This window comes from Actinomadura citrea (genome assembly GCF_013409045.1).
GTDB lineage: Bacteria > Actinomycetota > Actinomycetes > Streptosporangiales > Streptosporangiaceae > Spirillospora > Spirillospora citrea.
This window is the reverse complement of sequence record NZ_JACCBT010000001.1, coordinates 7,605,076-7,631,423: the sequence shown is the minus strand read 5'-3', so window position 1 is coordinate 7,631,423 and position 26,348 is coordinate 7,605,076. Positions and strand designations below refer to the sequence as shown.

The 26,348-nt window shown below is 73.5% G+C and carries 31 protein-coding genes, 1 tRNA gene and 2 riboswitches; of the genes, 14 read left to right on the top strand and 18 right to left on the bottom strand.

The genetic code is table 11. The features are described 5' to 3' along the window. Window positions 1–8 precede the first annotated feature (8 nt). Complete coding sequence (gene rph, locus BJ999_RS34910; RefSeq protein WP_179837207.1) at window positions 9–728, top strand: ribonuclease PH; 720 nt, start codon at window positions 9–11, stop codon at window positions 726–728. After that, entirely contained in the window at window positions 725–1,339 is a 615-nt protein-coding gene (rdgB, locus tag BJ999_RS34905) for an RdgB/HAM1 family non-canonical purine NTP pyrophosphatase (RefSeq protein ID WP_179837206.1), read from the top strand. Before rph ends, rdgB begins: the two co-directional genes overlap by 4 nt. A 45-nt stretch (window positions 1,340–1,384) precedes the next feature. On the opposite strand, the gene BJ999_RS34900 is transcribed toward rdgB, so the two are convergent. The 5 genes from BJ999_RS34900 to BJ999_RS34885 form a co-directional block, all read right to left on the bottom strand. Then, on the bottom strand, window positions 1,385–2,305 hold the full coding sequence (locus tag BJ999_RS34900; protein WP_179837205.1) for a sensor histidine kinase: 921 nt from the start codon (window positions 2,303–2,305) through the stop codon (window positions 1,385–1,387). Next, window positions 2,305–2,661 carry an STAS domain-containing protein gene (locus BJ999_RS42610; protein ID WP_338070790.1) on the bottom strand — a complete coding sequence of 119 codons (357 nt, stop codon included), beginning with the start codon at window positions 2,659–2,661 and terminating at the stop codon, window positions 2,305–2,307. Before BJ999_RS42610 ends, BJ999_RS34900 begins: the two co-directional genes overlap by 1 nt. After that, on the bottom strand, window positions 2,652–3,206 hold the full coding sequence (locus BJ999_RS42605; RefSeq protein WP_244983830.1) for an MEDS domain-containing protein: 555 nt from the start codon (window positions 3,204–3,206) through the stop codon (window positions 2,652–2,654). Before BJ999_RS42605 ends, BJ999_RS42610 begins: the two co-directional genes overlap by 10 nt. A gap of 131 nt (window positions 3,207–3,337) precedes the next feature. Further along, window positions 3,338–4,300 (bottom strand): sensor histidine kinase, encoded by a 963-nt coding sequence (locus BJ999_RS34890; protein ID WP_229809972.1) that lies wholly within the window; start codon window positions 4,298–4,300, stop codon window positions 3,338–3,340. A gap of 171 nt (window positions 4,301–4,471) precedes the next feature. After that, a complete protein-coding gene (locus BJ999_RS34885) occupies window positions 4,472–5,089 on the bottom strand; it encodes a TetR/AcrR family transcriptional regulator (RefSeq protein WP_229809971.1) in 618 nt (205 codons plus the stop codon). 38 nt (window positions 5,090–5,127) lie between these two features. Between BJ999_RS34885 and BJ999_RS34880 the strand changes: the two genes are divergently transcribed. Then, window positions 5,128–6,729 (top strand): MFS transporter, encoded by a 1,602-nt coding sequence (locus BJ999_RS34880; protein WP_179837204.1) that lies wholly within the window; start codon window positions 5,128–5,130, stop codon window positions 6,727–6,729. Next, window positions 6,692–6,776 (top strand) — tRNA-Leu (locus BJ999_RS34875). Before BJ999_RS34880 ends, BJ999_RS34875 begins: the two co-directional genes overlap by 38 nt. Before the next feature lie 34 nt (window positions 6,777–6,810). Here BJ999_RS34875 and bcp read toward each other — a convergent pair. Then, entirely contained in the window at window positions 6,811–7,278 is a 468-nt protein-coding gene (bcp, locus tag BJ999_RS34870) for a thioredoxin-dependent thiol peroxidase (protein ID WP_229809970.1), read from the bottom strand. A 154-nt stretch (window positions 7,279–7,432) separates the two neighbouring features. On the opposite strand from bcp, the gene BJ999_RS34865 reads away from it, so the two are divergent. Continuing rightward, window positions 7,433–7,741 carry a DUF3618 domain-containing protein gene (locus tag BJ999_RS34865; RefSeq protein WP_179837202.1) on the top strand — a complete coding sequence of 103 codons (309 nt, stop codon included), beginning with the start codon at window positions 7,433–7,435 and terminating at the stop codon, window positions 7,739–7,741. Here BJ999_RS34865 and BJ999_RS34860 read toward each other — a convergent pair. Genes BJ999_RS34860 through BJ999_RS34845 form a run of 4 tightly spaced genes read right to left on the bottom strand, consistent with a single transcriptional unit; the run spans window position 7,692 to window position 10,932 of the window. Beyond that, the gene (locus BJ999_RS34860; protein ID WP_218935380.1) at window positions 7,692–8,009 is read right to left on the bottom strand and encodes an anti-sigma factor family protein; all 318 of its coding nucleotides are present in this window, start codon (window positions 8,007–8,009) and stop codon (window positions 7,692–7,694) included. The genes BJ999_RS34865 and BJ999_RS34860 overlap by 50 nt on opposite strands. A 52-nt stretch (window positions 8,010–8,061) precedes the next feature. After that, the gene (locus BJ999_RS34855; RefSeq protein ID WP_179837201.1) at window positions 8,062–8,733 is read right to left on the bottom strand and encodes an SIMPL domain-containing protein; all 672 of its coding nucleotides are present in this window, start codon (window positions 8,731–8,733) and stop codon (window positions 8,062–8,064) included. Between the two features lie 30 nt (window positions 8,734–8,763). Further along, the gene (locus tag BJ999_RS34850) at window positions 8,764–9,948 is read right to left on the bottom strand and encodes an amino acid deaminase/aldolase (RefSeq protein ID WP_179839014.1); all 1,185 of its coding nucleotides are present in this window, start codon (window positions 9,946–9,948) and stop codon (window positions 8,764–8,766) included. 42 nt (window positions 9,949–9,990) lie between these two features. Then, on the bottom strand, window positions 9,991–10,932 hold the full coding sequence (locus tag BJ999_RS34845) for a CE1 family esterase (RefSeq protein ID WP_179837200.1): 942 nt from the start codon (window positions 10,930–10,932) through the stop codon (window positions 9,991–9,993). A gap of 210 nt (window positions 10,933–11,142) precedes the next feature. Here BJ999_RS34845 and purU point away from each other — a divergent pair, with 210 nt between their 5' ends. The 8 genes from purU to BJ999_RS34805 all read left to right on the top strand — a co-directional run bounded on the left by purU (window position 11,143) and on the right by BJ999_RS34805 (window position 18,440). Beyond that, complete coding sequence (gene purU / locus BJ999_RS34840; RefSeq protein ID WP_179837199.1) at window positions 11,143–12,003, top strand: formyltetrahydrofolate deformylase; 861 nt, start codon at window positions 11,143–11,145, stop codon at window positions 12,001–12,003. A gap of 120 nt (window positions 12,004–12,123) precedes the next feature. Next, window positions 12,124–12,738 (top strand): DUF6286 domain-containing protein, encoded by a 615-nt coding sequence (locus BJ999_RS34835; RefSeq protein ID WP_179837198.1) that lies wholly within the window; start codon window positions 12,124–12,126, stop codon window positions 12,736–12,738. Between the two features lie 106 nt (window positions 12,739–12,844). Beyond that, window positions 12,845–13,420 (top strand): hypothetical protein, encoded by a 576-nt coding sequence (locus BJ999_RS34830; protein ID WP_179837197.1) that lies wholly within the window; start codon window positions 12,845–12,847, stop codon window positions 13,418–13,420. A 410-nt stretch (window positions 13,421–13,830) separates the two neighbouring features. Continuing rightward, window positions 13,831–15,537, top strand: coding sequence for a sensor histidine kinase (locus BJ999_RS34825; protein WP_229809969.1), 1,707 nt, complete (start codon window positions 13,831–13,833; stop codon window positions 15,535–15,537). After that, a complete protein-coding gene (locus BJ999_RS34820) occupies window positions 15,534–16,205 on the top strand; it encodes a response regulator (RefSeq protein ID WP_179837196.1) in 672 nt (223 codons plus the stop codon). The genes BJ999_RS34825 and BJ999_RS34820 overlap by 4 nt, the downstream gene beginning before the upstream one ends. 48 nt (window positions 16,206–16,253) lie before the next feature. Continuing rightward, a complete protein-coding gene (locus BJ999_RS34815; RefSeq protein ID WP_179278653.1) occupies window positions 16,254–16,415 on the top strand; it encodes a hypothetical protein in 162 nt (53 codons plus the stop codon). Between the two features lie 378 nt (window positions 16,416–16,793). Then, a complete protein-coding gene (locus BJ999_RS34810; RefSeq protein WP_179837195.1) occupies window positions 16,794–17,957 on the top strand; it encodes a thiolase family protein in 1,164 nt (387 codons plus the stop codon). Window positions 17,958–17,996: 39 nt separating this feature from the next. Continuing rightward, window positions 17,997–18,440, top strand: a complete 444-nt coding sequence (locus BJ999_RS34805; RefSeq protein ID WP_179837194.1) for a winged helix-turn-helix transcriptional regulator — start codon at window positions 17,997–17,999, stop codon at window positions 18,438–18,440. Window positions 18,441–18,488: 48 nt separating this feature from the next. Here BJ999_RS34805 and BJ999_RS34800 read toward each other — a convergent pair whose 3' ends face one another. The 4 genes from BJ999_RS34800 to BJ999_RS34785 form a co-directional block, all read right to left on the bottom strand. After that, window positions 18,489–19,109, bottom strand: coding sequence for a LysE family translocator (locus BJ999_RS34800; RefSeq protein WP_179837193.1), 621 nt, complete (start codon window positions 19,107–19,109; stop codon window positions 18,489–18,491). Window positions 19,110–19,181: 72 nt separating this feature from the next. Next, entirely contained in the window at window positions 19,182–19,553 is a 372-nt protein-coding gene (locus BJ999_RS34795; protein WP_179837192.1) for a MerR family transcriptional regulator, read from the bottom strand. A gap of 49 nt (window positions 19,554–19,602) precedes the next feature. Continuing rightward, window positions 19,603–20,352, bottom strand: coding sequence for an SDR family NAD(P)-dependent oxidoreductase (locus tag BJ999_RS34790; protein WP_179837191.1), 750 nt, complete (start codon window positions 20,350–20,352; stop codon window positions 19,603–19,605). A gap of 35 nt (window positions 20,353–20,387) precedes the next feature. Continuing rightward, window positions 20,388–20,963 (bottom strand): TetR/AcrR family transcriptional regulator, encoded by a 576-nt coding sequence (locus BJ999_RS34785; protein WP_179837190.1) that lies wholly within the window; start codon window positions 20,961–20,963, stop codon window positions 20,388–20,390. 89 nt (window positions 20,964–21,052) lie between these two features. On the opposite strand from BJ999_RS34785, the gene BJ999_RS34780 reads away from it, so the two are divergent. After that, window positions 21,053–21,514, top strand: coding sequence for a nuclear transport factor 2 family protein (locus BJ999_RS34780; protein ID WP_179837189.1), 462 nt, complete (start codon window positions 21,053–21,055; stop codon window positions 21,512–21,514). Between the two features lie 9 nt (window positions 21,515–21,523). Here BJ999_RS34780 and BJ999_RS34775 read toward each other — a convergent pair whose 3' ends face one another. From BJ999_RS34775 to gcvT, 4 genes are read right to left on the bottom strand one after another with little or no spacing between them, the layout of a single operon-like run. After that, on the bottom strand, window positions 21,524–22,897 hold the full coding sequence (locus tag BJ999_RS34775) for an L-serine ammonia-lyase (protein WP_179837188.1): 1,374 nt from the start codon (window positions 22,895–22,897) through the stop codon (window positions 21,524–21,526). Window positions 22,898–22,952: 55 nt separating this feature from the next. Then, entirely contained in the window at window positions 22,953–24,209 is a 1,257-nt protein-coding gene (locus BJ999_RS34770; RefSeq protein WP_179837187.1) for a serine hydroxymethyltransferase, read from the bottom strand. Further along, window positions 24,206–24,595, bottom strand: a complete 390-nt coding sequence (gene gcvH / locus BJ999_RS34765; protein ID WP_179837186.1) for a glycine cleavage system protein GcvH — start codon at window positions 24,593–24,595, stop codon at window positions 24,206–24,208. Before gcvH ends, BJ999_RS34770 begins: the two co-directional genes overlap by 4 nt. A gap of 59 nt (window positions 24,596–24,654) precedes the next feature. Then, window positions 24,655–25,749, bottom strand: coding sequence for a glycine cleavage system aminomethyltransferase GcvT (gcvT, locus tag BJ999_RS34760; RefSeq protein WP_179837185.1), 1,095 nt, complete (start codon window positions 25,747–25,749; stop codon window positions 24,655–24,657). Between the two features lie 73 nt (window positions 25,750–25,822). After that, window positions 25,823–25,912, bottom strand: a riboswitch (glycine riboswitch). 4 nt (window positions 25,913–25,916) lie between these two features. Next, window positions 25,917–26,012, bottom strand: a riboswitch (glycine riboswitch). Between the last annotated feature and the right edge of the window lie 336 nt (window positions 26,013–26,348).

Sequence of the window (26,348 nt, the reverse complement as noted above, 5' to 3'; positions counted from 1 at the left end):
GTGGGCGCATGGCTCGCCCCGATGATCGTGCATCCGACCGGCTCCGTCCCGTCCGCATCCAGCGCGGATGGCTCGACCACGCGGAGGGGTCGGTGCTCGTCGAGTTCGGCGCGACCCGGGTGCTGTGCGCCGCGTCCGTGCAGGCTTCGGTGCCCCGCTGGCGGCGCGACAGCGGGCTCGGCTGGGTCACCGCCGAGTACGCGATGCTGCCGCGCGCGACCAACACCCGCAACGACCGCGAGTCCGTCAAGGGCCGGATCGGCGGGCGCACCCACGAGATCTCCCGGCTGATCGGCCGGTCGATCCGGGCGTGCCTGGACCTCAAGGCGCTCGGCGAGAACACCGTCCAGCTCGACTGCGACGTCCTGCAGGCCGACGGCGGCACCCGCACCGCCGCGATCACCGGCGCGTACGTCGCGCTGGCCGACGCGGTGAGCTGGATGCGCGAGCGCCGCCTGCTCAAGGGGGACCCGCTCATCACCTCGGTGTCGGCGGTCAGCGTCGGCGTCGTGGACGGCGAGCCCCGACTCGACCTGTGCTACGAGGAGGACTCGGCCGCCGGGACGGACATGAACGTCGTCTGCACCGGCGACGGCCGGTTCGTCGAGGTGCAGGGCACCGCGGAGGGCGCCCCGTTCGACCGGGCAGAGCTGGACGCGCTGCTCGACCTCGGCGCCGCCGGCTGCGCCGAGCTGACCCGCATCCAGAACGAGGCCCTCGGCCGATGAGCGGGATCGTCCTCGCCACCCACAACCAGGGCAAGGTCGCCGAGCTCCACCGGATCCTCGGCGCCCTCGACGTCGTCGGCCTCGACGCCTTCCCCGGTGCCCCCGACGTGCCCGAGACCGAGCTGACCTTCGAGGGCAACGCGCTGCTGAAGGCCCGCGCGATCGCCGCGTTCACCGGGCTGCCCGCCGTCGCCGACGACTCCGGCCTGTGCGTGGACGCGCTGAACGGCATGCCCGGCGTCCTGTCGGCCCGCTGGTCGGGACGGTTCGGCGCCGGCGACCGGGACGCCGCGAACCTGCGGCTCGTCCTGGACCAGCTCGCCGACGTGGCCGACGACCGGCGCGGTGGCTCGTTCGTGTGCGCGGCCGCGCTGGTCGTCCCGGGCGGCGCCGAGCACTGCGTCGAGGGCCGGATGCGCGGCACCGTCATCCGGGAGCCGCGCGGCACCGGCGGCTTCGGCTACGACCCGGTCTTCCTTCCCGAGGGTGAGACCCGCACGACCGCCGAGCTGGCGCCCGCCGAGAAGGACGCCATCAGCCACCGGGGCCGCGCCTTCCGCGCACTCGCCGAGATCGTCCCCAGCGCCCTCCGAACCGCCGGCCTGGCCTGACCACAGGTCCCGGCCGGCCGTCCGCGACCGGTCACCCGCTCCGGGTCACCCGCAGCGGAGCCGGACGAAGGTGCCGTCCCATCCGGCGCGCAGTTCCATCAGGTCGACCAGGAGGCGGACGGTCCACAGGCCGAAGCCGCGCTGGAGGGCGGAGTCGGGCGGGATGAAGCCGGTCAGCGGGTCGGGGCCGGGGCGCCAGAAGCCGTGGTCGCCGATCTCGCAGACGAGGTCGGCGCCGTCCTGCCACGTCCACAGCCCGATCGGCGGGGTGCCGTGCTGGAGGGCGTTCGCGGCCACCTCGTTGGCGGCGGTGACGAGGTTCTGCGCCTTCTGCTTGGTCAGGCCGTGCGTGAGGGCGCGCTCGCCGACGAACACGCGCAGCGCGTGCAGGTCGTCGCCGTCGATGGACAGGTACTCCGCGGCGGCCGGGCGGTCGGAGCGGAACCGGCGATCGCAGCCGGACCCGAACTTCACCGGGTCGATGTAGTCGCCGTTGACCCCGTCGTGGCCCGGGGCGAGCAGCAGCGGATGGGTGCGGCGCGCCTCGTCGAGGATGCGGGGCGGCAGTTCCTCCGCGTCGTAGGGGCACAGGGCCCGCGCCCCCGAATCGCCGAAGACCACGTTGATGAGGGATTCGTAGCGGACCCATTCGAGCGTCTGGCGCTCGTCCCACCCGTACCAGAGCGGCTCGGCGAGCGCGCAGACGGTGCGCGGCGCGCTCTGCTTCACGATGGTCTGGTAGTCGCGCAGGGTGTGCACGGGGTGCTGGTAGAAGGCGGCGGAGTCGAAGTACATGATCGCGTCGCCGTGCGGGGCCAGCGTGTCCCGCAGGGCGGCCAGATGCGGCTCGCGGGTGACGACGATCACGACCTGGTCGCCTTCCAGGCCCGACTCGACGAAGGGCACGGTGACGGACAGGAAGTCGTCGGTGCCCCGGTACATGAACGCCTTGTGCTCCAGTGCCATCAGGCGATGCCCTCCCTCTCCGCGAGCCGCCGTCCGCGGGCGAGGCCGGGCAGCCGGTGCCAGCCGACCATGTCGATGACGCTCTCGACGTCGGGCGAGAGGTGGTCCAGGACCAGCGCGGCGTCGGCGGGCAGCCGGGTGGCGTGCTTGGCCAGCAGGTGCAGCCCGCCGAGGTCGATGAACCCGAGCCGGGAGAGGTCGAGGTGGACGCTGCGGCCGGGCCGCAGCCGGCGGAGCTGCTCGGCGAAGACCGAGTGCCGCGCGGCGTCCAGCTCGCCCTCGACGCGGAGCCCGTCGGGCTCGAACGTGCGCACGATCTTCAATATCCCGTCGTCGAACTCGGGGTTCACTTCCACGAGGACCTCGTGTGTGTCGCGAAGGGCGGTGAGCTCGGCGGGCACGCGTACCGGTCGACCTGGCAGATCGCCATCGCCATGGTGCTCGGCGAGACGGTGTCGCCGACCCGGTGCTCGCAGCCCAGCACCCGGCCGAGGTCGGATCGGCCGGGATCGTTCAGCAGCCTGCTGTGGTCGGTGGTGAGGCGCACGGCGCGAAAGCCCTGCCCGAACGCGGTGCCGACCTCGCGGCTGACGGTGTCGGCCATCTTGGCCGGCTCGAACGCGCCGTCGCGGTCGAGGCACGCCTCCCGGAGCGGAATGACCCGCAGCTGGCCCGACCTGACGCGGGCGTCCACGTCGATCGGGTGCCCCGGGCCGAGGCCGGGCAGCCGATCGGCCGGGACGTCGGTGACGTACACGACCTTCTCGGTGGTCCCCAGGCCCTCCAGGACGAAGGGCCCGATGACCCGGTCGCGCTCCTCCTGACTGCTGTAGGCCAGCCAGCCGTGATCTCCGGGACGGAGTGCGCTTACGTGGCGCTTGGCGAACCAGGATGTGTCCATGGCCTGCCCATCGGTGTGAGGCGGATCTGTTCAGCGTACGCCGGTCCGCTGCCTTTGGAAGCCCAACGCATGGAGTTCCTCACGCTCTGTTCGAACCGCCGTGGTCACCTCGGCGATTCGCCGTGGTCGTGCTACGGGAGGGCGATGCGCAGCCGCACGGCGGTGCCGTTACGGCCCGTCCGGATCTGGACGAACGAGCACAGCAGCCGCACAGCCCACAGCCCGAACCGGTCGCCGGGCGGCCCACCGTCCGGCTTCGGCGGGACGAACCCGAACCCGCCGTTCGGCTCCCAGCGTCCTCGGTCGGTGACCTCGCAGACCAGGGCGGCGGCGCCGGGTGATGCGTCGGTCCACGTGCGCAGGACGACGGGCGGCTCGCCGTGCCGGAACGCGTTCGTGACGACCTCGGTGACCGCGACCAGGAGCCGCTGCAGGTCGCCGCCCGGCAGCGTGGTCTGCGCGCAGTCGGTGACCCACACACGGAGCCAGTACAGGTCGGGGCGCTCGACCTCCAGGGTCTCGGCGCCGTCCGGCGGCGGGGGCAGCGGCTCCCTGTCGCACCGGGCGCAGTACGCCGCGGTGCTCACGAAGCCGGGGTTCGGGAGGGCCCGCGCGCCGCGCACGGTCTCGGGGTGCGTCCTGCGTCCGGCCGCGACGACGGACGCGGGGAGCGACGCCGCGTAAGGGCACATGATCGCGGCGCCGGTGTCGCGGAGCGCCTCGTTCAGCACGGCCTCGGCGCGCTGCCATTCGACGACCTCCAGCGGCGGCCGCGTCGCCCAGACGGGCTCGCCGAGGACGCGCAGCCGTCGTCCGTGCCGCGCGGTCTCGCAGGCGACGCCCAGGCAGTCCGCCAGCGAGCGGGACGGGTGCGCGTACCAGGCGGCGGCCTCGGTGAACTCGACGCCCGCCGCGGCGGGCCCGAGGGCGTCGCGCAGCAGCATCCCGTGCCCCGTGCCGCACACCGCGAGGACGCGGTCGCCCGCGTCGAGGCCGGCGCGCAGGAAGGGCACCGCGCCGCCGAGGAACTCCTCCGCGCCGGAGAAGGGCAGCAGGCGATGGGTGAAGCCGCCGCTCAGGAGATCGGCGCTCACGGAGTCGGCGCTCACGGCGGTCCCGCCAGATGTGTGATCATGTTGTCACCGGCTGCGCGTGGTGAAAGGGTGCGGCCAGCCTAGAGCGCCCGCCCCGGGCGCGCTGAGAATCTTTGCCCGAATCGTCCGATGTGTCGTCCGCAATCCCGCCGCGGCGTGTCCGCTACCGGGTCACCGCATCCGGGGACGGCGGGACGGGCCGTGGACCGCGGCGCGGAGGCCGGGGGCGAGGTACCGGGTTAATTCATCGGGCGGCATCGAGGCGACGGGTTCCACCGCGAGGATGTAGCGCACGAAGATCAGCCCGGCGAGCTGGGCGCCGAACGCCCCGGCCCGCGCGGTGGCGTCGGGGCCGCCGAGATGGTCGGCGATGCGGCCGACCACCTCGCGTTCCAGGAGGTCGCGCACCAGCCGGGTCAGGTCCGGGTCCTGGACGGCCGCGCGCACCATGAGCAGCAGCGGCGCGCCGCGCTCGGGGTCGTCCCATGCGCCGACCAGCGCGCGCAGGACGCGTTCGGGCAGCTCGGCGGGGTCGCCGGGCAGCGCGCCCGCCAACACCTCGGGCGGGTTGGCGACGAGCCCGAGCACCGCGCCGAACAGGCCCTTCTTCGAGCCGAAGAAATAGCTGATCAGCGCGGCGTCCACGCCCGCCTCGGCGGCGACGGACCGCATCGTGACCGGCCCGTACCCGTCGGCCAGGAACCGCCGGCGGGCCACCGCGAGGATCGTCTCGCGGGTGTCGGGGCTGCCGCGCCGGCGCCCGCGTCCGCCCCCGGATTTATTCATCATGGTTGAAATATAGGCGGGGCCGGAGGCACGGTCGAGGCATGAACACCACGAAGCAGGGGCCGGGCGCCGTCCACCGGGCGGTGCTGCCGGCCGTGATGCTGTCCCTCGCCACGGTGGTCTCGGCCGTGGCCTCGCTCAACACGGCGGTGCCGTCCATCGCCCGCGACACCCACGCCGGCCTCACCGAGCTGTCGTGGATCATCGACGCCTACGCGCTGGTCTTCGCGGCCCTGCTGCTGCTCGGCGGCGCGATCGGCGACCGCTACGGACGGCGGCGCGCCCTCGCCGCCGGGCTCGCCGTGTTCGGTGCGGGCTCGGCCGCGGCGGCGCTGGGGGGCGACCCGAACTGGCTGATCGCGATGCGCGGCGTCCTCGGCGTCGGCGCGGCCCTGGTCATGCCGGCGACGCTGTCCACGATCACCTCGACGTTCCCGGCCGCGCAGCGCACCCGCGCGGTCGGCGCCTGGGCGGGCGTCGCCGGGGCCAGCGCCATCTTCGGCCTGCTGGTGTCGGGGACCCTGCTGGAGTTCTGGTCGTGGCGGTCGGTGTTCTGGATGAACGTCGTGCTCGCCGTGGTCGCGCTGGTCGCGACGCTCGCGTTCGTCCCCGAGTCCGCCGAGCCGGACGCGCCGAGGCTCGACCTGACCGGCGCGCTGATCACCGTGGCCGGGCTCGGCGCCGCCGTCTACTCGATCATCGAGGCGCCGACGCACGGCTGGGCCTCCGCGCGGACCCTGCTCGGCCTCGCCGCCGCCCTGGTCGTCCTCGCCGGGTTCGTCGCGTGGGAGCTGAAGCGGCCGAACCCGCTGCTCGACCCGCGGCTGTTCCGGCTCCGGGCCTTCTCGGCCGGCTCCCTCACGATCACCCTGCAGTTCTTCGCCTTCTTCGGCTTCGTCTTCATCATCCTGCAGTACCTGCAACTGGTGAAGGGCGACAGCGCGCTGGTGGGCGCCCTCAGCCTGGTGCCGATGGCGCTCGCGATGATGCCGTCCGCCCGGGTCGTCGCGCCGAAGCTGGCCGCGAGGCTCGGCCCGCGCCGCGTCATCACGGCCGGCCTGCTCCTGGTCGGCGTCGGGATGCTGGTCTTCTCGCTGCTGGACGAGGACAGCACCTACTGGCTGCTGCTCGCGGGCCTCATCCCGTTCGGCGCCGGCATGGGCCTCGCCATGACCCCGTCCACCGCCTCGATCACCGACGCGCTGCCCGCCGAGAAGCAGGGCGTGGGCTCGGCGATGAACGACCTGGCCCGGGAGCTCGGCGGTGCGCTCGGCATCGCCGTCCTCGGCAGCCTCCTCCAGTCGGTCTACCGCGCGAACCTCGACCTCGGGAACGTTCCGGACCCGGCCGCCGAGCAGGCGAGGACGTCCGTCGCGGTGGCGGTACGGCTCGGCCCGCAGGCCGCCGACCACGCGCGGGCGGCCTTCAGCGACGGCCTCCAGTCGGCGTTCCTCACCGCGTCGATCGCGCTCGCCGTCACCGCGGTCGCCGTCGCGATCCTGTACCGGGCGCCCCGGCGGGAGGCCGCGGAATCCGTTCCCGCACCCGCCGATCAGGGCGCTAAGCTGAACGCGCTCTCGAACGGGAGCCCGGACGAGAGCACGGGCGGGCGTGGCGAAATCAGGTATACGCGGCAGGTTTAGGTCCTGTTGGTGGCGACACCGTGGGGGTTCGAATCCCCCCGCCCGCACCCGGCCCGCGCGGAGCGCGGGCCGGCGCGGTGCCTACAGGCCGAGGTCGCGGCGGAGGCGCTCCACGTGCCCCGCCGCCTTCACGTTGTAGTACGACTTCTCGATCTTGCCGTCGGCGTCGATGAGGAACGTCGACCGGATGACCCCGACGACGGCCTTGCCGTACAGCTTCTTCTCCCCGTAGGCGCCGTAGGCCTGCAGGACCTTCGTGTCCGGGTCGGACAGGAGCGGGAACGTGAGCCCTTCCTTGTCCCGGAACTTGGCGAGCTTGGCCGGCTTGTCGGGGGAGACGCCGACGACGGTGACGCCCGCGGCCTCCAGCTCGGGCAGGCTTCCCTCGAAGTCGACCGACTCCTTGGTACAGCCGGGGGTCATGGCCGCCGGGTAGAAGTAGAGGATCACGCGCTTGCCGCGCAGCGAGGCCAGCGACACCGCGGTCTCGTCGGCGTCGGGTAGCTCGAACTCGGGGGCGACGTCGCCCGGCTGCAGCCGCTCGGACACCCTGTCCCGCCTTTCGCTCGGATGGTGGGTCCAACGGTACCGGCTGGGGTGCGGCGGGCATCCGCCGGGAAGACCTGCAAGACTGTGCGGATCACCGCTCGGCTCGTCACGGTCCCGGCCCGCGCGAGTACGCCCGACACGATAAGGACACGGCATGGCTGACAAGAGCCGCGACCCGGAGGCGCTGGAACGGGAGATAGAGCGCAGCCGGCGGCAACTGGCCCGCACCATCGACGAGCTCGCCGACCGGGTCAGCCCGCGGAATGTCGCGCAGCGTGGCGCGGAGCGGCTGAAGGAGGAGGCCGACCAGGTCGCCAAGGCGCTCGGCGCGATGGTGCGCCCCTCCGAGGACGAGGACGGCGAGGGCGGTCAGATCGACAGGCGGCTGGTGCTCGCGGGCGTCGGCGCGGCGGTCATCGTGACCGCCCTGGTCCTGCGGCGCCGTAGGCGCAGGCGCCCCTGAGCCCCGCCCCCGAGGCGCCGGTCCGCGGTCCGCGGCCGGCGCTTCCGCGTTTCCGGGCGGGACTCGGGTGCGGCGGGACGGCGCCGTTCCACTGCCGGGCGGAGCGGGCGAGCAGCTCGGCGACGTCGCGGAGCCGGGCGAGCTCGTCCCGGCACGGCGGGCAGTCGTCCAGGTGCGCCGACAGCGCGTCCGCCTCGGCGTCGGCGAGCCGCCCGATGGCGTAGACGCCGAGGCCGATCCGGTACTCCCCGCAGTCCGTTCCTCCCACGTCCTGGAGTACGGGCGCGGCGGCCCCCGCAGTTCAGCGGAGGCCGGGCCGGTCAGCCGAGGTCGGGCGCCGTCGCGGTGAACCGGGCCTCGACCGTGGCGCGGACGATCTGCGTCTCGGGCTCCAGGTCGATCGGCTCGGGCTCCTCGGCGGCCCCGCCCGGCGCGCGCCCGTAGGCGGCGGCGAGCGCGACGGGCCCGCCCGCGCCGTTGTCGCGGCCGAGGCCCTCGTCCGACAGCTCCACCAGCCCGGTGAGCCGGGCCCCGAGCGCCTCGGCGTAGCCGCGGGCCCGCTCGACGGCCTCGTTCGCCGCCTGCCGCGCGGCCCGCCGGTACACCTCGCTGTCGTGCCGCAGTTCCCACTCCGGCCCGGAGACGTAGGTGCGCTCCAGGTCGCCGAGCCGGGTGACCAGCTCGCCCAGCACCGCGAAGTCGCTGACCGTGATCTTGATCCAGACGGTGCCGCGGTAGGCGCGGACGTCGCCCTCGCGCCGCTTGTACTTCAGCAGCGGCGTGATCGACAGGCCGCCGGTCTCCAGCTTCTCCACAGCCTCGCCGTAGGACTTGACCAGGTCGAGGCACCGCTGGTTCCGCTCGGTGAGCCGGTCGAGGGCCGCGCGCCGGTCCGACTCCTGCGACTGGACGTGCACCGACAGCCGCGCGATCTCCGGCTCGGCCTCCAGCACCGCCTCGCCGCGGACACTGATCATGGGAGCGTCGCTCATGCCCCCCAACCTAGACGGTCGGGCGGGCGCTCACAGGAACGTGCGGCCCTCGCCCCGGTAGGTGGGGACGGTGCGGACGTGCCGGCCGTCCTCGACGAGGTGCAGCGCGTCGAAGCGTTCGCACAGCTCCCCGGCCTTGGTGTGGCGGAACCAGACGCGGTCGCCGACCGCCAGCAGGTCGGCGGCGCGCCCGAGCAGCGGCGTCTGCACCTCGCCCGCGCCCTCGTTGCCGTTGTAGGACAGGCCCGTCGGCAGGTAGGGCTGGGGGAGGCGGACGGCGTCGGCCGGTCCGGACGCGAGGTAGCCGCCGCCGAGGCACGTCACGACACCGGGCGCCGGACGCCGGACGACGGGCAGCGCGAACAGCGCGGCCGGCCGTCCGGTGAAGTTGGAGTACTGGTCGAACAGGTGCGGCTGGTAGAGGCCGGAGCCCGCCGCGACCTCGGTGACGGCGCGCTCGGCCGCGGTCTTCTCGACGCTGCCGGTGCCGCCGCCGTTGACGAACTCCAGCTCGGTCAGCCCCCGGACGGCCCGGACGATCGCCGCGCGGCGCCGGGCCAGCTCCGCCCGGGACTGCCGCTGCATGGCGCGGATGACGCGGCCCCGCGCGGGCCGGCCGGGCGGCACGTCGCCGACGCCCGCGATCTGCGACTCGTAGGCCATCAGGCCGACGAGGTCGAGCGAGGGCCGCTTGAGGACCAGCTCGGCGAACTCCCCGACGTCGGCGGCGGTGTGCAGCGGGGAGCGCAGCGCGCCGATCCGGACCCGGCCGCCGAGCGTGCGGAACGAGGCGTCGATGTCGATGCAGACCCGCACGCGCCGGTCGCCCGCGGCGGACTCGATCAGGTCGAGGTGCTCGGGGGAGTCGACCATCAGCGTGACGGCGCGGGCGGCGCGGGGATCGTCGGCGAGCGCGGCGATCGCGCTGCGGTCGGCCGTGGGGTAGGCGACGAGGATGTCGTCGCTGACGCCCTCGGCGGCCAGCCAGAGCGCCTCCGGGAGGGTGAACGCCATGATCCCGGCGAAGCCGTCCATCGCGAGGACGTCCTCCAGGAGGGCCCGGCAGCGCACCGACTTGCTGGCGACCCGGATGGGCTTGCCCGCGGCGCGGCGCACGAGGTCGGCGGCGTTGGCACGGAAGGCCGCGAGGTCGACGACGGCGAACGGCGCCTCTAGTCCGGCGGTCGCGGCGTCATAGCGGTCCCGGAGGTTCATGCTCGTCACGATGCCACACTACCGGGAGAATATGAAAAGCTCTCACGTCCCGCTGCGCGGATGGGCGGCGAAGAAGCTCCAGAGCATCGAGCTCGCCCCCTTGGGCCACTGGTGCCGCCCCCCGTCGATCTTGCAGAAGGTCACGGCGACGCCGCGCCCGCCCTTGCCCGTGCTCTCGCACCGGGTGTCGTCGCTCAGCGCCTTCACCCGCTCGCGCGGCTGGGGAAGCCCCGCGAGCCTGCGCCAGAAGTCCACCGCGTCCGAGACCGGCGGGAACGGGCGCTTGTCGTTGAAGTCCCGGTTGCCGCCCCCGTTGAAGGGGACGTTCCCGTCCGCCGTCCCGTGGAAGATCATCGCCGAGACCGGACGGCCCGGATCGCACTTGGTCACCAGCGCGCCCTCGACCACCCCGATCGCCGCCACCTTGCCCGGCTTCTCGCAGGCCATCCGGTACGCCATCCCGGCGCCGTTGGAGAACCCGGTGACATAGACGCGCTTCGGGTCGGCCAGCCCGGCGCCGGTGAGCTTGTCGATGAGCTTGCCGAGGAACCCCACGTCGTCGACGTTCCCGACCTTCGCCGCGCCGCAGCAGTCGCCCGCGTTCCACGTGGTCATGAACCCGTCGGGGTAGGCGACGAGGAAGCCGTGCTCGTCCGACAGCTTGTCGAAGCCGGTCAGGTCCCGCATCTTCGACATGGTGGCCAGGCCGCCGTGCAGGGCGATGACCAGCGCGGGCTTGTCGGCCGGCCTGCCGTCCTTCCATTTCCCGTCCGCGACCTTGGACGGGACGTGCAGCAGGTACTCGCGGTGCCCGACCGTCCCCACGTCGAGCTTCTGCTTGTGCGTCCCCTCGGAGGTCGGGACGCCGCCGACCGTCGCGGGACGGCCGCCCTTCCCGCCCTCGCCGCCCTTCTCGCCGGTCTTGTCGGTGCAGCCCGCCAGGGCCAGGGTGACCGCCAGCGCCACGAGCGCGATTCGCCGCATGGGGGCAAAGGTAACCCCAAGCCAAGGCTTCAAACTACTCACCGGTAGACAAGGGGGCGGTGGAAAGGCGCACGCGGCATGGGCCGCCGGCCGCCGCGCGGATCCACGCCTGACCGGCCGGTACGGCGGCGGGACGGAACGCCGCCGCGTAAGCTCGGGAGGGACCCGTCCTGAGCCGGCGCCTCCCGCGCCGAGGCGAGAATGAGACCCGTGAGCGAACCCGTGAACGAGTACGTGCTGACCCTGTCCTGCCCCGATCGGCCCGGCATCGTGGCCGCCGTCTCGGGGCTGCTGGCCGAGCGCGGGTGCAACATCGTCGAGAGCCAGCAGTTCGGCGACGGCGAGACCGGCACCTACTTCATGCGGGTGCAGTTCACGGCGCTCGACGACACCGACCCCGACGAGCTGCGCGGGGCGTTCGCGTCCCTGGTGCCCGAGCTCGGCCTGCAGTGGCGGCTGCACCCGCTGGCCGAGCGCCCGCGCGTGCTGATCATGGTGTCGAAGGGCGGGCACTGCCTCAACGACCTGCTGTACCGGACGCGGTCCGGGCTGCTCGACATCGACATCGTCGCGGTCGCGTCCAACCACCCCGACCTGCGGCCGCTCACCCAGTCGTACGGGATCGACTACCACCACCTGCCGGCCGGGCCGGGCGGCAAGGCCGCGCAGGAGGCCGAGATCCTGACGCTGGTCGAGCACTACCGCGTCGACCTCGTCGTCCTCGCCCGGTACATGCAGATCCTGTCCGACGACTTCTGCGCCAAGCTGCCCGGCGCGATCATCAACATCCACCACTCGTTCCTGCCGAGCTTCAAGGGCGCCCGCCCCTACCACCAGGCGCACGCGCGCGGCGTGAAGCTGATCGGCGCGACCGCGCACTACGTCACCGCCGACCTGGACGAGGGGCCGATCATCGAGCAGGAGGTCGCGCGCGTCGACCACAGCCACAGCCCGGAGGAGCTGGTGGCCGTGGGGCGCGACGTGGAGTGCCTCGCGCTCGCCCGCGCCGTCCGCTGGCACGCCGAGCACCGCGTGCTGCTCAACGGCGACCGGACGGTCGTCTTCCGCTGACCTGCGGGTATCCCCGACCGGCGAACGCGTGAGATGTCGGCATGGCGTGTTTCACTCCGCGTCACTTTCGCGCACCATGGGTGACGAAGCCGGATGTGCCGAGGGCTCACGGGGGTGGCTATGGCCGAGACGCTGGTCAAGGAGCTGATCGAGGAGGCGCAGGGCAGGCGGCTGGCGCGCCGGCTCGCCGTCCGCGAGCTGCGGCCCCGCCGCGCGTTCGCGGGGCTCGCCGCGGCGCTGCTGGTGACCGCGTTCGCCGGGGTGGCCGCGATCGAACTGCTCGCCGGGGCGCTCGGATCGGCCGTCCACCCGGTGCCGGGCGTCGCCCCGGTCGTGGAGGCCCTGCGGCGGCACGCCTGGAACGACCCGGACGTGCTGGCGGCGTCGGGCGCGCTGGCCGCCCTCGGGGCGGCCTTCATGGCGGCCGCGCTGCCCGGACGGCTGCGCGGGGTGCCGCTGGCGGGCGCCGATCCGCGGCTGGCGGGCGTCATCGGCCGCGCCGCGCTGCGCCGCACGCTCGCCGCCGCGGCGCTGGAGGTCCCCGGCATCGAGCGCGCACGTGTCCGGGGCCTCGGGATCTTCCGGCGGGGCCTGCTCGTGCGGGCCGCCACCCACTACCGCAACCCGGCGAACCTCGCCGACCTCGTCCACGACGCGGTCGACGCGCGCCTGGACCGGATCGAGCCGATGCACCGGCCGCCGGTCGACGTCCGCCTCGGTTGGCGGAAGGACTGAGGTGCCGGCGGAGGGACCGACCGTGCCGGCGGAGGGTCCGGCGGCGCCGGGCGGCACGTCTGACAGGGCTGCGAAAGGACCGACGGTACCGACGGAAGGACTGACGATGAGGATCGCGCTCGCGGTGACCGGGGCGGTGCTGCTGCTGGCCGGTGCGTCCGGTCTCGCCCTCGGCCTCGGCGCCTTCGACGCGTTCGGCGCCCTGTCGGAGCGGCCGCTGCTCGACCCCGCCCTGGCGCGCTTCACCCGGGAGACCGGCTGGTTCCTGCCGGCCGCGGCGGGCGCCGCCGAGGTGCTGGCGCTCGCCGGCCAGCTGTGGCTGGTCCTTCAGGGGCGGGCCGTCGTCCACCACCGGTGGCCCGACCTCGACCCCGAGACCCGCGCCCGGGCCCGCGCCGCCGCCGACGTCCTGCACCGGGACGCGCGCGGCCTGCCCGGCGTCCAGGACGCCCGCGCCCGCCTCACCGGGACGGCCGACCGGCCGCGCCTGCGGCTGAACGTGTCCTGCGGGGGCGATGCGCTCGTCAGCGAGGTGTACGGGGAACTCGGCGCGGGCCCGGTCGAGCGGTACCGCCGCGCGGTCGGCATGCCCGACCTCCCGGTGGTGATCCGCTTCCGGCCGGTGGCCGAACGGCCCCGCAGGCGCCTGCGCGGGCGCCGTCCGCAGCCCGAGTCCGCGTGAGACGGCCGCCCGGCGCCGGAGCGGGGACGCGCGGCGCCGGGCGGCCGGGCCTCTGGACGGGCGCGCCGCCTGGCGCGGGAAGCGGGGCCTTCCGCGTCCCGGACGGCTCGGCGGCCGGCGCGACGATCATGAAGGAGGCGGGCGGGGTCACGGGGCACCTCCTCGGCTCAGGACTCCCCGCCTCGGGGCGAGGAGCGGCGCCCGCCCGGTCCGGTCGGATCGGCGGGCGGGCGGCCGCCCCGCGGCGGCACCCATCCTCCGGCCGGAGCCGGAGCATGCACACCATGGGCGCCGCTCTGGAGGTGAGCTCGCAGGTACTATGCGCGGTTCCGTGACGGCGGTCACCCTTGTGTACATTTCGTTCACGGCAAGGTGCGATGTGGTGACGTCGAGAGGCGAGGGGGGCGGGAGTGCGTCCTCGATGGGCGGCGCCCGGCCGCTGGAGCCTGGCACGGCAGCTGCTCGTGCTCCAGGCGGCGATCGTCGGGCTCCTGGTGGCGGCCGGCGCGGCGCTGGCCTTCCTGGACTCCGGCCGCGCCGTCGACGACAGCGCGACCCAGACGGTGTCGGCGGTCGCGGCGAGCATCGCCGACGCCCCGACCGTCCGGGCCGCGCTCGCCGACCCGGCCCCGAGCCGCCTCCTGCAGCCCTACGCCGAACGCGTCCGGCACGACACCGGCGTCGACTTCATCACGATCATGAGTCCGGCCGGGATCCGCTACACGCATCCGAACCCGTCGCGCATCGGCGGGCCGTTCGTCGGCAACACCGCGCCCGCGCTCGCGGGCCGGACGTTCACCGAGACCTACACCGGCACGCTCGGACCGTCCGTGCGCACCGTCGCCCCCGTCTTCGGCGAGGACCACCGGGTGGTCGCCCTGGTCGCGGTCGGGATCACGGTCAAGGCGATCTCGGCCGAGCTCCGCCAGCGCCTGCTGGCCCTCGGCGCCGTCGCCGCGGCCGTCCTCGCCGTCGGGATGGCGGGCAGCTACCTCGTCTCCGCCCGCCTCCGCCGCCAGACCCGCGGCGTCGCCCCCGACGAGCTGCGCGGCATGTTCGAGTACTACGAGGCGATCCTGCACGCCGTCCGCGAAGGCCTCCTCATCCTCGACCGCGCGGGCCGTATCGTCCTCTGCAACGACGCCGCAAGACACCTCCTCGACCTCGGCGCCCCCCGTACCCCGTCCCCACCCGCCGCAGTGCGCGGGGGTGGGATGCCGCGCGGGCGGGCCTCGGGGGAGTTGCGGGGGCGGAACGTGGCGGAGCTGGGGTTGCCGGAGGAGTTGGTGGCGACGCTGGTGTCGGGCGAGCGGCGGTCGGACGAGATCCATGTGGGGGACACGCGGGTGCTCGTGGTGAACACCTCGCCCGTCCGGTCGCGGGACCGCGTGATGGGAAACGTCGTCACCCTGCGGGACCACACCGAGCTGCAGGCGCTGACGGGTGAGCTGGACACGGTGCGCGGGTTCGCCGAGTCGTTGCGCTCGCAGGCGCACGAGGCCGCGAACCGGTTGCACACGGTGGTGTCGCTGGTGGAGCTGGGCCGTTCCGAGCAGGCCGTGGAGTTCGCGACGGCCGAACTGGCGAGCGCGCAGCGGCTCACCGACCGGGTCGTCGGCTCGGTCGGCGAGCCGGTGCTGGCCGCGCTGCTGCTCGGCAAGTCCGCCGAGGCGGGGGAGCGCGGCGTGGAGCTCGTGATCGGCGAGGACAGCGTGATCGAGGGCACGATCGAGCCGCGCGACCTGGTCACCATCCTCGGCAACCTCATCGACAACGCGGTCGACGCGGCCGTCGAGGGCGCCGGCGACCGGCCGCCGCGCGTCGCCGTCAGCGCAGGCGAGCAGGACGGGGCGCTCGTGCTGGAGGTGTCCGACAGCGGGCCGGGCGTGGACCCGTCCGCCGTGCCCGCGCTGTTCCGGCGCGGGTGGACGACGAAGTCGTCCGACGGCCCGGTCGGGCACGGCCTCGGCCTCGCCCTGGTCGGCCAGGCGGTCCGCCGCAATGGCGGTGACGTGCGGGTCAGCGCCGCCGGTCCCGATCACGGCGCCGTGTTCACCGTCCGGCTGCCGCTGCCGAGGCGGACGGCCGAGGCGGGTCACGGGGGCGGCGAGCCGTGATCAGAGTGCTGGTGGTCGAGGACGACCCGGTGGCGGCGGAGGCCCACCGGACCTACGTCGAGCGGGTCGCCGGATTCACCGTCGCCGGGGTCGTGCACTCGGGGGCGGACGCGCTGCGGTTCTGCGGGCGCACGCAGGTCGACGTCGTCCTGCTGGACTTCTACCTGCCGGACACGCACGGCCTCACCGTCTGCCGCGCGCTGCGCGCCGGGGGACGGGACGTGGACGTCATCGCCGTGACGTCCGCGCGGGACCTCGCAGTGATCCGCACCGCCGTGGCGGTGGGCATCGTCCAGTACCTGCTGAAACCGTTCACGTTCGCCTCGCTGCGCGACAAGCTCGTCCGGTATGCGCGGTTCCGGGAGCAGGCGGTCGGCTCGGGGGAGGTCAGCGGGCAGGCGGACGTGGACGGGATGCTCGCCACCCTGCGCACCCCCGACCACCACGCGCTGCCCAAGGGGATGAGCGGGGAGACCCTCCAGGCCGTGACCGACGTGCTGGTGTCGGCCGCCGAGGGCCTGTCCGCCGCCGCTGCCGCCGATCTCACCGGCGTCTCCCGCGTCACCGCGCGCAGGTACCTGGAGTACCTGGCGGAGAGCGGGCTGGCGGACCGCCGGCCCCACTACGGCCAGGTCGGCCGTCCTGAGGTGCGCTTCTATCCCCGCTAGACGGGGTACCTAAGGACCGACAGTTGGAACGACATCGGGGGAGTTGTCGTGAACGACAAGCCTGGCAAGCCCGGGAAGCCCACGGGCAAGGCGGAGTCCGAACCGGAGCGCGAGAAGCGGCCGCGCCGCGGCGAGGAGGCCACGGGCAAGGGGCCGAAGCGCAAACCGGGCGACGCCGCGCGCAAGATGCGGGAGATGTACAAGGGCTAGACGGTCCGCCGGGACGGCGGTCCCCGATGCTTGACGGCGGTTTGGACTCCCATTTTGGGTCTATGTCGGCTCGTGGGACTAACGTCCAAAGTGAACGCGACGTCGAGGAGATCGAGGAGGCACGCTTGTCCGACCGACGACATTCGGGCGGCCCGCCCGAGGGGCTCTTCGACGCATGGAGGGTAGAGACGGACCACGGCACGGGCCCCTCCCGCTGAGCGGCCCGAAGACCCGGGGGTTGCGGCGATAGCTGCGGCCCCCGGGGTTTTTGCGCACTTAGTTGTGTAATCCAACTCACTCGCGATGTGGATTGTGCTCTCCAATCGGCCGAGCGGATACTGCCCGAGTGAGTTGGAAAACACAACGGAGGTGGGGTTCATGCGGGACGCGGTGATCGTGGAGGCGGTGCGCACGCCGCTGGGCAAGGGCAGGGCGAACGGGGCCCTGCACGGCGACCACCCGGCCGACCTGCTGGCGCGGACGCTGGCGTCCCTGGTCGAGCGGGCGGGCATCGACCCGGCGGCCGTGGACGACGTGATCGGCGGCGTGGTCACCCAGGCGGGCGACCAGGCGCTCAACATCACCCGCACGGCCGTCCTCGCCGCCGGGTTCCCCGAGAGCGTCCCCGCCATGACGGTCGACCGGCAGTGCGGCTCGTCCCAGCAGGCCCTGCACATCGCGGCGCAGGGCGTGCAGAGCGGCGCCTACGACATCGCCATCGCCTGCGGGGTCGAGTCGATGTCGCGGGTGCCGATGGGGTCGAGCGTCCTGCCGGGCAGCGACCCGTTCGGGACGCTGCTCCCCGACCGCTACCCCGGCGGGCTCGTCGGCCAGGGAATCAGCGCCGAGCTGATCGCCGCCCGCTGGGACCTGTCCCGGGAGGAGCTCGACGCCTACGCCTACGAGTCCCACCGCCGCGCCGCCGAGGCGTGGAAGAACGGCGAGTTCGACCGGGAGGTCGCCTGGACCGGGCAGCGGGACGAGACCGTCCGCCCGGGGACGTCGCCGGAGATCCTCGCCGGCCTGAGGCCCGCCTACCACGACGAGCGCATGGCCGAGCGGTTCCCCGAGATCGGCTGGAAGATCACCGCGGGCAACGCCTCCCCGGTCAACGACGGCGCCGCGGCCGTCCTGGTCATGGGCGCCGACGTCGCCGCGCGGCTCGGCCTGCGCCCGCGCGCCCGCTTCCACGCCTTCGCCGTGACGGGCCACGACCCCCTGCTGATGCTCACCGCGATCATCCCCGCCACCGCGAAGGTGCTGGAGCGCGGCGGCCTCACCCTGGACGACATCGACCTGTTCGAGGTGAACGAGGCGTTCTCACCGGTCGTCCTCGCGTGGGCGCGCGAGACCGGTGCCGACCTCGCGCGCGTCAACGTGCGCGGCGGCGCGATCGCCATCGGCCACCCGCTCGGCGCGAGCGGCGCCCGCCTCATGACGACCCTGCTGCACGCCCTGGAGGACCGCGGCGGCCGGTTCGGCCTCCAGACCATGTGCGAGGCGGGCGGGCTGGCCAACGCCACCGTCGTGGAGCGGCTCTGACGGGCGGTCCGGCCAGGTCCGGCGGCTAGGCTTCCCGGTATGCCGAAGGACGCCGATCCGCGCGAGTGCTCGATCGCCGACACCCTGGACCTGGTCGGCGAGCGCTGGAGCCTGCTGGCGATCCGGGAGCTGAGCTACGGGGTGCGGCGCTTCGACCAGATCGTCCACAACACCGGCGCGTCCCGCGACATCCTCACCGCCCGCCTCCGCAAGCTGGAGGCGGGCGGCATCATCCGCCGGGAGCGCTACAGCGACCATCCGGTGCGCCACGAGTACCGCCTCACGCCCGCCGGCACAGAGCTGTGCGACGTCCTGCTCGTGCTGATGGCCTGGGGCGACCGGCACCTGCACCCGGACGACCCGCCCGTCCGGTGGCACCACTCCTGCGGCGAGACGGTCAGCCCCCTGGTCGTCTGCCGTCACTGCGGCAACGAGGCCCGCCAGGGCGCGCACTCCCCCACAGGCCGGGGCGCCCGCCCCTGACCACCCCTCCCCGGGCGGTGCCTGGCCGGGCGGGTGTGGTTCGCGGCGTCACCGCTCCGCGGCCAGGCGGACGCCCAGGCCGATGAAGAGGGTCCCCACCGTGGCGTTGAGCCTGCGGCGGGCGGTGTGGCGGCGGCGCAGCCAGTCTCCGATGCGTCCGGCGAGGACGCCGACGGTGCCGTCCACGAGGAACTCCAGCGCGATCAGGATGGCGCCGAGGATCGCGAACTGCGCCCACACATGCCCGAGCCCGGGATCGATGAACTGGGGCAGGAACGCGACGGTGAAGGTGACCATCTTCGGGTTCAGCAGGTTGGTCAGCAGCCCGTTGAGATACGCCCGCCGTCCCGAGACGCCGTCCGGTGCCGCGTCCACGTCCCTGCGGTGCCGCAGGGTCTGGACGCCCAGATAGATCAGATAGGCGGCCCCGGCGACCCGCACCACCGTGAACGCGACCGGTACCGCCGCGAAGAGCGCGGCCAGCCCCGCCGCGGCCACGGCGATGTGCAGGGCCTCGCTCGTCGCGACTCCGGCCGTGGCGAGGAGCCCCGCCCGCGGGCCGCCCCGCATGCCGCACCCGAGGACGAACAGCATGTCGGGACCGGGGATCACCATGGCGATGATCGAGGTCACGAAGAACACCGCGAGCAGATGCGCGTCGATCGGCATGTCGCGATCATCACACGGTTCCCGGTGTGTGCGGAACCAGCCGGACCCGGGCGGGCCCCCGGAAGTCGCGCGTCAGCGGGCCGGTGCGGGGCGTCGCTCGCCCGCCCGGGCCAGGGCGGTCGCGAGGCGGTCGCGGGCTTCGGCCTGGGCGCTGATGCGGGCGTCGAGGATCGCGAGGCGGTCCTGTGCGATCTGGAGGCCCCTGGCGGACGGGGGCGAGGCCGCGACGTCGCCGTCCAGGCAGACCGAGAAGGCGCGCACGTCGTCGAGGGTGAGGCCGACGGCGAGCAGCTCCCGGATGTTGCGGACCCGCACGGCCGCGCTCTGGTCGTAGATCCGGTACCCGTTCTCCGCCCGGCGGGACGTGATCAGACCCGCCTCCTCGTAGTGCCGCAGCGCGCGCGGCGTCGTCCCGGTGATCCGCGCCAGCTCGCCGATCCGCACCGCCACCACCTCCGGCCCCAGTCCTACCAGGTGCCGCGCCCGCCCGCGCTCAGGCGATCACCGCGCCCCCGTCCACCGCGAGGACGACGCCGGTGACGAACGAGGCGGCGGGCGAGGCCAGCCGCGTGATCGCCCAGGCGACCTCCTCGGGGCGGCCGACACGGCCGAGCGGGGTGTGCTCGATCTGCCACTGCCGGAGCGCCGCCAGGCGCTCGGCGGAGAGGCCCTGGTGCTCGCCGATCGGGGTGGCGATCGCGCCGGGCGCCACGGCGGCCACCCGGATGCCGCGGGGCGCGAGCTCCACCGCCCAGCCGCGCGTCAGCGTCTCCAGCGCCGACTTCGTGGCGGCGTAGAACGCGTTGCCCGCCCAGCCCCGCTGCCCGACGGACGTGCTGACGTTGACGACCACCCCGCCGCCCTCCAGCGCGGGCAGCGCCGCCCGGGTCAGCAGGACGGGCGCCACCAGGTTCGTGGCGAGCTGCGGCGCGATCATCTCCGGGGTGAGGGTCTCCAGGGTCCCGCTCCGGACGATCGCCGCGTTGTTGACCAGCACGTCCAGCCGCCCGTGCGCGTCGGTCACCCTGCGCACGATCTCGGCGGCCGCGCCGTCGCCGGTGACGTCGGCGGCGAGGGGCTCGATGCCGGGGTGCCCGTGCGCGGTCTCGGCCAGGGGGTCCGCGCGGCGCCCGACGGCCACCACCCGGGCTCCGTCCGCCGCGAACATGCGCGCCGTGGCGCGTCCGATCCCGGTTCCCGCGCCGGTGACCAGGACGACCCTGTCCTGCGAGTTCGTCTTCATGCCCCCAGCCTGGAACCCTGCCGCCAACGGCAGGGTCAACCCTGGCCGGTCCTGTCCAGGAGGAGCCGGGCGCCCGTCCGGGCTTGGGCGGCGGCGGTGGGGTCGCCGTGGATCCCGGCGACCACGATGGCGCCCTCGGCGAGCAGGTAGACGGTTTCGGCGGCGGACGCGTCGACGGGCGAGACCAGGGCGACGACCTGGTCGCGGAAGGCCTGCTTGTGGGCTCGGGCCGCGTCCGCGATCGGCCGGGAGGACGAGCCGAGCTCCCCGTGGGCGTTGACCCAGGCGCAGCCGCGGAAGCCCGGCTCGGCGAACCACGCGCCGAGCCAGTCGAACAGGGCGAGGACGCGCCGCCGGGGGTCGGGCTCGGCGTCCAGGTGGGCGGCCAGGCTCGCCCGCCAGCGGCGGTCGCGGCGGTCCAGCATCGCGACGACGAGGGCCTCCTTCGTCGGGAAGAGCCGGTAGATGCGCTTGAGCGGCAGGCCGGACACGGTTCGCAGCTCGTCCATGCCCACCGCCTGGACGCCCTGCCGGTAGAAGAGGCGCTCCGCGACGTCCAGCAGCCCCTGGCGGTCCCGGTCCTGCTGCTCCTCGGTGATCGCGGCCGGCATCGACGCTCCTGGCTTGACGTTGAGAACGGGCGTTCCCTATCGTAGCGGAACAGACAGAGAACGCTCGTTCTCAACTTGAGGAGGCCGCTGTGCCCGACGATCGTCCGCCCTACCCGCCGTTCACCCTGGAGACCGCCGGGCAGAAGGTCCAAGCGGCCGAGGACGCGTGGAACACCCGCGACCCGCACCTGGTGGCGCAGGCCTACACGCCCGACTCGGTCTGGCGCAACCGGGACCGGTTCGTCACCGGCCGGGAGGAGATCATCGCCTTCCTGACGGACAAGTGGGAGCGGGAACTCGACTACGCGCTGCGCAAGAGCCTGTGGGGATTCCGCGAGAACCGCATGGCCGTCCGCTTCCAGTACGAGTGGCACGACGCCGGCGGGCAGTGGTGGCGCAGCTACGGCAACGAACTGTGGGAGTTCGACGAGCGCGGCCTCATGCGGCGGCGGGAGGCGAGCATCAACGACGTCGCGATCGGCGAGGCCGACCGGCGCATCCACGGCCCGCGCCCCGCGAGCGAGCACGGACTCGACGTCCCGCTCCGATAGCGCGGGCGCTCAGCATTCGATGACGTTGACGGCGAGGCCGCCGCGCGAGGTCTCCTTGTACTTGTCGAGCATGTCGCGGCCGGTGTCGCGCATGGTCTTGATGGCCTTGTCGAGGGAGACGAAGTGGCGGCCGTCGCCGCGCAGGGAGATCCGGGCGGCGCTGATGGCCTTGACGGCGCCGACGGCGTTGCGTTCGATGCAGGGGACCTGGACCAGGCCGCCGACGGGATCGCAGGTCAGCCCGAGGTTGTGCTCGATGCCGATCTCGGCGGCGTTCTCCACCTGCTCGGGGGTGCCGCCGAGGACCTCGGTGAGCCCGGCGGCGGCCATCGAGCAGGCCGAGCCGACCTCGCCCTGGCAGCCGACCTCGGCGCCGGAGATCGAGGCGTTCTGCTTGAACAGCACGCCGATCGCCCCGGCGGTCAGCAGGAACCGCACGACGCCCTCGTCGTCCCGGCCGGGGATGAACCGGTCGTAGTAGTGCAGGACGGCCGGGATGATGCCCGCGGCGCCGTTGGTGGGGGCGGTGACGATCCGCCCGCCCGCGGCGTTCTCCTCGTTGACGGCGAGGGCGAACAGGGTGATCCAGTCCATCGCGTGGAGCGGGTCGGACGCCTTCTCGACGGAGAGCTGGCGGTGCAGCTGGGGAGCGCGGCGGCGCACCTTGAGCCCGCCCGGCAGCAGGCCCTCGCGCGTGCAGCCCCGGACGACGCAGGCCCGCATGACCTGCCAGAGTTCGAGCAGGCCGTCGTGGATCTCGGCGGCGTCGCGGCCGAACGCCCTCTCGTTCTCCAGCATCAGCGCGGAGATCGAAAGGCCCGTCTCCCGGCAGCGTTCGAGCAGCTCGGCGGCCGTGTCGAAGGGGTGCGGCAGGACGGTGTCGTCAGGCTTGATGCGGTCGGCGCCGGTGGCGTTCTCGTCCAGGATGAAGCCGCCGCCGACCGAGTAGTACACCTTGGCGCGCAGCTCCTCGCCCGAGGCGTCCAGGGCCGTGAAGCGCATCCCGTTGGGGTGGCCGGGCAGCGACTCCTTGCGCTCGAAGACCAGGTGCTCGTTGACCACGAACGGGACGTCGTGGTCGCCGAACAGGCGCAGGGCCCCGCGCTCACGGATGGCGGCGAGCCGCTCGTCCACCCGGTCGACGTCGACGAGCTCGGGTTTGTCGCCTTCGAGGCCGAGGATGACGGCCTTGTCTGAGCCGTGGCCCTTGCCGGTGAGGCCGAGCGACCCGTAGAGGGTGACGGCGACGGACCCCGTCTTCTCCAGCAGCCCGTCGCGCTGCAGGCCCCTGGCGAACCGGTGCGCCGCGGCCATCGGGCCCCCCGTGTGGGAGGACGACGGTCCGATACCGATCTTGAACAGGTCGAAAACGCTGATGGCCATCGCTACCTCGTTGTAGCCGCGCCCCCTCCCCGCTAGGGGAGGGGGCGCCGGAACGTCACAGGTTCGGGTACAGGGGGTGCCGGTCGGCCAGCGCCTCGACCCGGGCCGCGAGCCCGTCCCGGTCGAAGGACGGCTGTAGCGCCAGCGCGATCACGTCCGCGACCTCGGCGAAGTCCTCGGCGGTGAAGCCGCGCGTCGCCAGGGCCGGGGTGCCGATCCGCAGGCCGGAGGTGACCATCGGTGGGCGCGGGTCGTTCGGCACCGCGTTGCGGTTGACCGTGATGCCGATGTCGTGCAGGCGGTCCTCGGCGTCCCGCCCGGTGAGCTCGGAGTCCACCAGGTCGACCAGCACGAGGTGGACGTCCGTCCCGCCCGTCAGGACCTTGACGCCGGCCTTGGCGGAGTCCTCGGCGAGCAGGCGCTCGGCCAGCAGCTTCGCGCCCTGCACCGTCGCCGCCTGCCGGGCCCGGAACTCCTCCGACGCGGCGATCTTCAGGGCGACGGCCTTGGCGGCGATCACGTGCTCCAGCGGCCCGCCCTGCATGCCGGGGAACACCGCTGAGTTGATCTTCTTGCCGAACTCCTCGCGGGCGAGGATCAGCCCGCCGCGCGGTCCGCCGAGCGTCTTGTGCGTCGTGGTCGTCACGATGTCGGCGTGCGGGACGGGCGAGGGGTGCAGCCCCGCCGCGACCAGGCCCGCGAAGTGCGCCATGTCGACCATGAGCAGCGCCCCGACCGAGTCGGCGATCCGGCGGAACGCGGCGAAGTCGAGCTGCCGCGGGTACGCCGACCAGCCCGCCACGATCATCTTCGGCCGGTGCTCGGCCGCGAGCGAGGCCACCTCGTCCATGTCGACCAGGCCGTCCTCGGCGCGGACGTGGTAGGGCACCACGTTCAGCACCTTGCCGGAATAGTTGAGCCGCATCCCGTGCGTGAGGTGCCCGCCGTGCGCGAGGTCGAGGCCGAGGATCGTGTCGCCGTGCTGGAGCAGCGCGAAGTAGACGGCCGTGTTGGCCTGCGCCCCGCTGTGCGGCTGGACGTTCGCGTGCTCGGCGCCGAACAGCGCCTTGGCCCGGTCGATCGCGAGCTGCTCGGTGACGTCGACGAACTCGCAGCCGCCGTAGTACCGGCGCCCCGGATACCCCTCGGCGTACTTGTTCGTCAGGACCGACCCCTGCGCCTCCAGCACCGAGACGGGCGCGAAGTTCTCCGACGCGATCATCTCCAGGGTGCCCTGCTGGCGCCGCAGCTCCGCCGCGACGGCCTCGGCGACCTCCGGATCGGCCGTCGCGAGAGAGTCGTCCAAGCTCATGATTCCTCGACCAGCTTGCCGTAGGCGGTGGAGTCGAGCAGGTCGCCCGGCTCCACCGAGATCCGCACCTTGAAGATCCAGCCCTCGCCGTACGGGTCGTCGTTGATGACCTTCGGCTCGTCCACCACCGCGCTGTTGATCGCGGTGATCTCGCCGCTGACGGGGGAGTAGAGCTCGCTGACCGACTTGGTCGACTCCACCTCGCCGCACGGTTCGCCCGCCTCGACGGCGTCGCCCTCCGACGGCGTCAGCTCGATGTAGACGATCTCACCGAGGGCGTCGGCGGCGTGCGCGGTGATGCCGACCGTGACGATGCCGTCCTCGCCACCGAGGCCCGACACCCACTCGTGCTCCTCGCTGTAGCGGAGCTCCTCCGGAACGCTCACGATCACTTCTCTCTTTCCCCTGTGGGGGGCGCGCGCCCCCACACCGCCGGACAACTTGTTCAGGAACGCTTGTAGAACGGTAGGGCCACCACGTCCACCGGCTCGTGCCGGCCGCGGACGTCCACGGCCAGGCCCGTCTCCTCGACGCCGCTGTCGAGGTACGCCATGGCGATCGGCGTGCCCAGTGTGGGCGACGGGGCGCCGCTCGTCACGATGCCGCACGGCGCGCCGCCGGACGTGACGACCTGGTACCCCTTGCGGGGCGCGCGACGCCCCCGCGCGACCAGTCCCACGAGCCTACGGCCCGGCGGGGTCTGCGCCTGCGCCGCCAGAGCGGACTTCCCCACGAAATCGCCAGGCTTGTCCAGCTTCACCACACGGCCGAGGCCCGCCTCGAACGGCGTCGTCTCGGCCGTCAGCTCGTTTCCGTACAGCGGCATCCCCGCCTCCAGGCGCAGCGTGTCGCGCGCCGACAGCCCAGCCGGGACGACCCCCTCCACCGCGGCGAGCGCCTTCCACAGCCGGACCGCGTCGGACGCGTCCACGAACAGCTCGAACCCGTCCTCGCCCGTGTACCCGGTGCGGGCGACCAGCGCGTCCACGCCCGCGACCCGCCCCGCGAGGATCGCGTAGTACTTCAGGCCCTCCAGCGGCGCATCCGTGAACCCTTCGAGAATCCCCTGGGAACGCGGCCCCTGCAGGGCGATCAGCGCGTAGGAGCCGGACCGGTCGTCCACCGCGGCCTCGAACCCCGCGGCACGCTCGACCAGCGCCTCCCGGACGACGGCGGCGTTCGCGGCGTTCGCCACCACCATCCACGTCTCGTCCGCGAGCCGGTAGACGATCAGGTCGTCCAGGACGCCGCCGTCGTGCCCGCAGATCATCGTGTAGCGGGCCTTGCCGACCGGCATCGGCGACAGGTTGCCGACCAGCGCGAAGTCGAGCGCGGCCCCCGCGCCCGGCCCCGAGAGGAAGATCTCCCCCATGTGCGACAGGTCGAACAGCCCCGCACCCGTGCGGACGGCCTGGTGCTCGGCGGTCTCGCTCGCGTAGCGCAGCGGCATCAGATGGCCGGCGAAGTCGACGAGGTTCGCGCCGAGGTCCTCATGGACGTCGTGCAGCGGCGTCTTCTTCGCGGTCGGATCGGCGGACATGGGCTCGGCTCCTTCGTCACGGGCGCGCATGGTCCATCGTCCCACTCGCGCACCGGGCGTATCGGTGCCTCCCCCTCTGTCATCGGCGCCTGAGAGCTTCACCCGCCGCGGCACGGCGGGCTTTCACCTTCGGCGGGGGACCGGAGTCCCCGCTTTCCAGAGGTCGCCTGGCCCGTGCGGTCCGTGGGCCTGAGAGGTTCCGGGGAGGATTTGCTCCTTCGGCGTCCCCCGCCGGCTGCGAGGGACTCTCCCGCACGGGATCATCGGCTGTCGCAGAAGGCTAGCAGTGTTCATTGCGTTTCCCCAGGGTCGGGGCCCTGGGGGCCCCGACCCTGGGGAAACGCGTGCGATCGCTGCATCGCTCCGGCTCGCCTTGCGGCTCGCTTCGCGATCAGATCCTTGCTTCGCTCGGATCTGCCTTCGGACGCGATCGCGGGGGTCCAGGTGGTCGCGGGGCTCAGGTGGCGGCTGAGGTTGCTTCGTCAGACGGCTGAGGTTGCTTCGTTGGACGGTTGCTGCCGCCCGCGGCCATTTCGGTCCCCCTTGGCGCGGCGCCCCTCGCGCTCTGGCTTGTGCTTGGCCTGGCGGGTGCCCGCGGC

Bases quoted from the DNA above. Each gene is read 5' to 3' on its own strand.
- rph (WP_179837207.1), top strand. From the start codon at position 9: ATGGCTCGCCCCGATGATCGTGCATCCGACCGGCTCCGTCCCGTCCGC.
- rdgB (WP_179837206.1), top strand. From the start codon at position 725: ATGAGCGGGATCGTCCTCGCCACCCACAACCAGGGCAAGGTCGCCGAG.
- BJ999_RS34900 (WP_179837205.1), bottom strand. From the start codon at position 2,305: ATGGCACTGGAGCACAAGGCGTTCATGTACCGGGGCACCGACGACTTC.
- BJ999_RS42605 (WP_244983830.1), bottom strand. From the start codon at position 3,206: ATGGACACATCCTGGTTCGCCAAGCGCCACGTAAGCGCACTCCGTCCC.
- BJ999_RS34885 (WP_229809971.1), bottom strand. From the start codon at position 5,089: ATGATGAATAAATCCGGGGGCGGACGCGGGCGCCGGCGCGGCAGCCCC.
- BJ999_RS34880 (WP_179837204.1), top strand. From the start codon at position 5,128: ATGAACACCACGAAGCAGGGGCCGGGCGCCGTCCACCGGGCGGTGCTG.
- BJ999_RS34865 (WP_179837202.1), top strand. From the start codon at position 7,433: ATGGCTGACAAGAGCCGCGACCCGGAGGCGCTGGAACGGGAGATAGAG.
- BJ999_RS34855 (WP_179837201.1), bottom strand. From the start codon at position 8,733: ATGAGCGACGCTCCCATGATCAGTGTCCGCGGCGAGGCGGTGCTGGAG.
- BJ999_RS34850 (WP_179839014.1), bottom strand. From the start codon at position 9,948: ATGAACCTCCGGGACCGCTATGACGCCGCGACCGCCGGACTAGAGGCG.
- BJ999_RS34845 (WP_179837200.1), bottom strand. From the start codon at position 10,932: ATGCGGCGAATCGCGCTCGTGGCGCTGGCGGTCACCCTGGCCCTGGCG.
- BJ999_RS34835 (WP_179837198.1), top strand. From the start codon at position 12,124: ATGGCCGAGACGCTGGTCAAGGAGCTGATCGAGGAGGCGCAGGGCAGG.
- BJ999_RS34830 (WP_179837197.1), top strand. From the start codon at position 12,845: ATGAGGATCGCGCTCGCGGTGACCGGGGCGGTGCTGCTGCTGGCCGGT.
- BJ999_RS34810 (WP_179837195.1), top strand. From the start codon at position 16,794: ATGCGGGACGCGGTGATCGTGGAGGCGGTGCGCACGCCGCTGGGCAAG.
- BJ999_RS34805 (WP_179837194.1), top strand. From the start codon at position 17,997: ATGCCGAAGGACGCCGATCCGCGCGAGTGCTCGATCGCCGACACCCTG.
- BJ999_RS34800 (WP_179837193.1), bottom strand. From the start codon at position 19,109: ATGCCGATCGACGCGCATCTGCTCGCGGTGTTCTTCGTGACCTCGATC.
- BJ999_RS34790 (WP_179837191.1), bottom strand. From the start codon at position 20,352: ATGAAGACGAACTCGCAGGACAGGGTCGTCCTGGTCACCGGCGCGGGA.
- BJ999_RS34785 (WP_179837190.1), bottom strand. From the start codon at position 20,963: ATGCCGGCCGCGATCACCGAGGAGCAGCAGGACCGGGACCGCCAGGGG.
- BJ999_RS34775 (WP_179837188.1), bottom strand. From the start codon at position 22,897: ATGGCCATCAGCGTTTTCGACCTGTTCAAGATCGGTATCGGACCGTCG.
- BJ999_RS34770 (WP_179837187.1), bottom strand. From the start codon at position 24,209: ATGAGCTTGGACGACTCTCTCGCGACGGCCGATCCGGAGGTCGCCGAG.
- gcvT (WP_179837185.1), bottom strand. From the start codon at position 25,749: ATGTCCGCCGATCCGACCGCGAAGAAGACGCCGCTGCACGACGTCCAT.